This is a genomic window from Pseudostreptobacillus sp. (assembly GCF_977040545.1).
The window spans coordinates 1-3,980 of the sequence record NZ_CDRRBS010000092.1 but is presented as its reverse complement, the minus strand read 5'-3'; the positions used below and the strand labels follow the sequence as shown (position 1 = coordinate 3,980).

5 protein-coding genes are annotated in these 3,980 nt (G+C 25.8%); all 5 read left to right on the top strand.

What is annotated here, in order from left to right; all coding sequences use genetic code 11:
* Positions 1-242 (top strand): hypothetical protein (locus ACWYO2_RS05110; RefSeq protein WP_455515406.1); only part of this gene is annotated, 242 nt, incomplete at its 5' end.
* 104 nt (positions 243-346) lie between these two features.
* Positions 347-1,300: an ROK family protein gene (locus tag ACWYO2_RS05105; protein WP_455515405.1), complete on the top strand. Its 954-nt coding sequence runs from the start codon at positions 347-349 to the stop codon at positions 1,298-1,300.
* Positions 1,301-1,310: 10 nt separating this feature from the next.
* A complete protein-coding gene (locus ACWYO2_RS05100) occupies positions 1,311-2,627 on the top strand; it encodes a hemolysin family protein (RefSeq protein WP_455515404.1) in 1,317 nt (438 codons plus the stop codon).
* A complete protein-coding gene (locus ACWYO2_RS05095; protein ID WP_455515403.1) occupies positions 2,620-3,423 on the top strand; it encodes a Cof-type HAD-IIB family hydrolase in 804 nt (267 codons plus the stop codon). Before ACWYO2_RS05100 ends, ACWYO2_RS05095 begins: the two co-directional genes overlap by 8 nt.
* Positions 3,424-3,455: 32 nt before the next feature.
* Positions 3,456-3,944, top strand: a complete 489-nt coding sequence (locus ACWYO2_RS05090; protein ID WP_455515402.1) for a hypothetical protein — start codon at positions 3,456-3,458, stop codon at positions 3,942-3,944.
* The last annotated feature ends 36 nt before the right edge of the window (positions 3,945-3,980 follow it).

Here is a 3,980-nt window from a genome sequence, read left to right as displayed (position 1 = left end):
AAAAAGAAGCTTTAAATAAATTGGGAGACTTTAAAGTTGTAAATATTTCTAGTTTAGAGGAGCTAGAAAAAGATTTTAACGAGAGTATTTATAGAAATATATATATAAATCCTAGAAATAAGATTAATTTAAATAGAAATAACAGAGATATTATAGATGCTGCTTTAAAAAATTTAGAAAACATAAAAATTCCACCATATAATATGGAAATGAGATATGAAGTTGTGTTTAATATTAAATAATAAAATTTCATTGCACAAAGTAAATTTGTGCAATTTTAATGTATTGCAAATATTTCTTAAACATTATATAATTACTATATAAATTATTAAGGAGAGAGATATATATGAAATATTATGGTGGTATAGATTTAGGCGGAACAAATTCTAAAATAGGAATATTAGATGAAACTGGAAAATTAATTTTTTCAACATACGTTAAGACAGAATCATCTTACGGTTATGAAGCGATAGTAAAAAAATTGGTTGATGTATTAAAAACTGAAATAGAAAAAAATAATATAGATTTTAATGATTTTTTAGCTTTAGGAATAGGAGTTCCAGGGCCTATAATAAATAAATCTACTGTTTTAATGTGGGCTAATTTTGATTGGCCAAATGATTTGAATTTAGCTGAAGCTTTTAAAAAAGAATTAGGGAGACCTGTTTATGTTGATAACGACGTTAATGTTATTACGCTTGGAGAATCATGGGTAGGTTCTGCTAAAGGATATAAAAATGTTTTAGGTATGGCTATAGGTACTGGAATAGGAGCAGGTGTTGTAGTTGATGGTAATGTTATTTCAGGTAAAAATGGGGCAGCAGGTGAAATTGGTCATATAACTCTTGAAAAAAATGGAAGACTTTGTGGATGCGGTAAAAGAGGATGTTTTGAAGCTTATGCTTCAGCAACAGGTATATCAAGATTAGCAGTAGATAGACTTGTTGTAAATAAAAATAATTTACTTTATAAAGTTACTAAAGATAGAAAACCAGAAACTATAGATGTATTTGAATGTGCAAAAGAAGGAGACAAACTATCTTTAGATATAGTTGATGAGACAGCAGATTATATAGCAAGAGGAATATCTATAGCTTTATCTATAATAGATTCAGAAGTGGTAGTGATAGGTGGAGGAGTATCTCTAGCTGGTGATTTTTTAATAGATAAGATTAAATCACATTTACCAGAATATTTGATACCGTCTATAGAAAAAAATATTGAAATTAAGATTGCAAAATTAGGTAATGATGCAGGTATTTATGGGGCTGCATATCTTGCTATGCAATCAAGTAAATAGGAGGATTTAAATGGATATTAGTACCACCGGTATTATATTACAGCTTGTATTAATTATCATTTTGATATTGATAAATTCATTTTTTTCTTCAACAGAGATGGCTATAGTTTCTATAAATAAAAATAAATTAAAAGTTTTAGTTGAAGAAGGAAATTTAAAGGCAAAAAAATTAGAAAAATTATTAGAAGATCCTTCTAATCTTTTATCAACAATACAAATAGGAATAACTTTAGCAGGATTTCTTGCTTCTGCATCAGCGGCTATTGGTATATCTGAAGTATTTGCTAAATTTTTAAATGTTTTAAATATACCTTATTATAATCAATTATCAGTTATAATAGTAACTCTTATACTTTCTTATTTAACTTTAGTATTTGGGGAATTGATACCTAAAAGACTTGCTATGATAAATCCTGAAAAAATAGCATTTAGAAATGTAAATATAATAATAGGTATATATATATTATTTATCCCGTTTATTAAGATTTTAGCATTATCTACTGATTTAATGTTGAAAATTATGGGCCTATCAGATTCGGTTAATAGTGAGATTATATCTAGAGAAGAATTGAGAATTATGATTACTGATACTGATATGAAAAAAGCTGAAATTGAAATGATAGAAAAAATTATTGATTTTGATGATAAGGTAGCACGTGAAGTTATGATACCAAGAACATCAATGTTTGCGATAGATGTAGAAATGAATATAGATGAGTTGTTAAATACTGATGAAATAATTAGATATTCAAGGATACCTGTATATTCTGAAGATTTGGATAATATTATAGGAATACTACATACTAAAAGTTTACTTAAAACAGCATATAGTATAGGTTTTAGTTCTATTGATATTAAATCTATACTTCAAAAAGCATTATTTGTTCCAGAAACTAAAAAGATACAATCACTTTTTATTGAAATGAAAAATTTAAAAAAGCATATAGCAATATTAGTAGATGAATATGGTGGAGTATCAGGTATGGTAACTTTAGAAGATTTATTGGAAGAAATAGTTGGTAATATTAATGATGAGTATGACGGTGATAATGAAGATATACAAAAAATCAGTAAAAATAAATATCTTGTTAATGCATCAGTTAGTTTAAATGATTTAAATGATAAATTAAAAACAAATTTTGAATCTATACATTATGATTCTTTAAATGGTATATTAATAGAAAAATTAGGATATATTCCAACAAATGATAATAAGATTAAAGATATTAAAATTAATGATGTAAATATAAAGGTTTTAAAAGTAAGTAATAGAAAGATAGACAAAGTAATAATAGAACTAAAAAATGAGGAGAAAAATAATGTATAAATTAATTGCAACTGATATGGATGGAACTTTACTTAATAGTGATGTTTGTATACCACAAAGTAATGTAGATGCTATAATAGAAGTTCAAAAAAAAGGAGTTAAATTTGTTTTAGCAACAGGTAGACCAACTTTTGCCACTTTTGAAAGTGCTAAAATTTTAGAGATGGATAATTATGGTGGATATATAATATCAAATAATGGTGGAGAAATAATAGAATGCAAAACTAAAAAAAGATTATTTAGTCAAGGAATAGATAAATCAGATGTTATATCTTTATATAATTTTGCAAATGATAATGGTCTAACTTTTTTAACATATAATGATGGTAAAATATATACAAATAGTATAGATGAATATTCTAGTATAGAAGGCAATTTTACTGGAGCAGATATGATAGAAATAGATGATATAAATAATTTAGATTTTGAACAAATTATTAAATGTATGTTATTGTCTTCTCCTGAAAAAGTTAAAGAACTACAAATTAAAATGAATGAAAGTAGTTTTTCAAATAAATTATTCTTTGCAATATCTCATCCATCATTTTTAGAAGTAGTTAATAAGAATGTAAATAAAGGTGTTGCGATAGCTAAATTGCTAGAAATATTAAATATAGATAAATCTGAATCAATATCAGCGGGTGATAGTTATAATGACTTACCTTTACTTCAAAATACAGGATTAAAAGTAGCTCCAGCGAATGCAAAAGAAGATATAAAAAATGTAGTTGATTATGTTGGGGTTGATAACAATACAGGTATTTTAGCAGATTTAATATATAAATTTGTGTTATAATTATAAAAATTTTAGAAATTATTTTTAAAAATATGAATGAAGATTTGCAAGTAAAAGCTAAACAAACAGAATTTGAAAAAATGTTTTATAAAATAAGTAAAGCAAGAGAAAATTATCAATATATGAAAGAAAATGGACAAATAGCTAGAAATGAAAAAATCACTATTGATGATTACACTTATGACTTCGCAGAAAACGGGTCAGTTCAAAATTACAAATATAGCGAATTTGTTCCTGCTGAATATAAAACATTGGAAGCAACTTTCGAAAAATTACCTACTCAAATAAAAGAGCTGGAAAGTACTGCTACAATACAAGAAGAAGTTGAGCCAACAACAACGACTACAACAACACAAACAACTCAAGAAGAAACTTTTAAACGCAAAAAACCAAAAGAGCCTTTCTATAAAAAGAAATCTTTTATTGTGATTTCTATTATAGTAGTATCTAGTATAACAATTGGTTTCGTGTATTATAAAAAACAACAAGATGAATATGAAGACGAAGATGAGGACGAATAACATATGCAAAAATACCATATTACAATGGATGGGAAG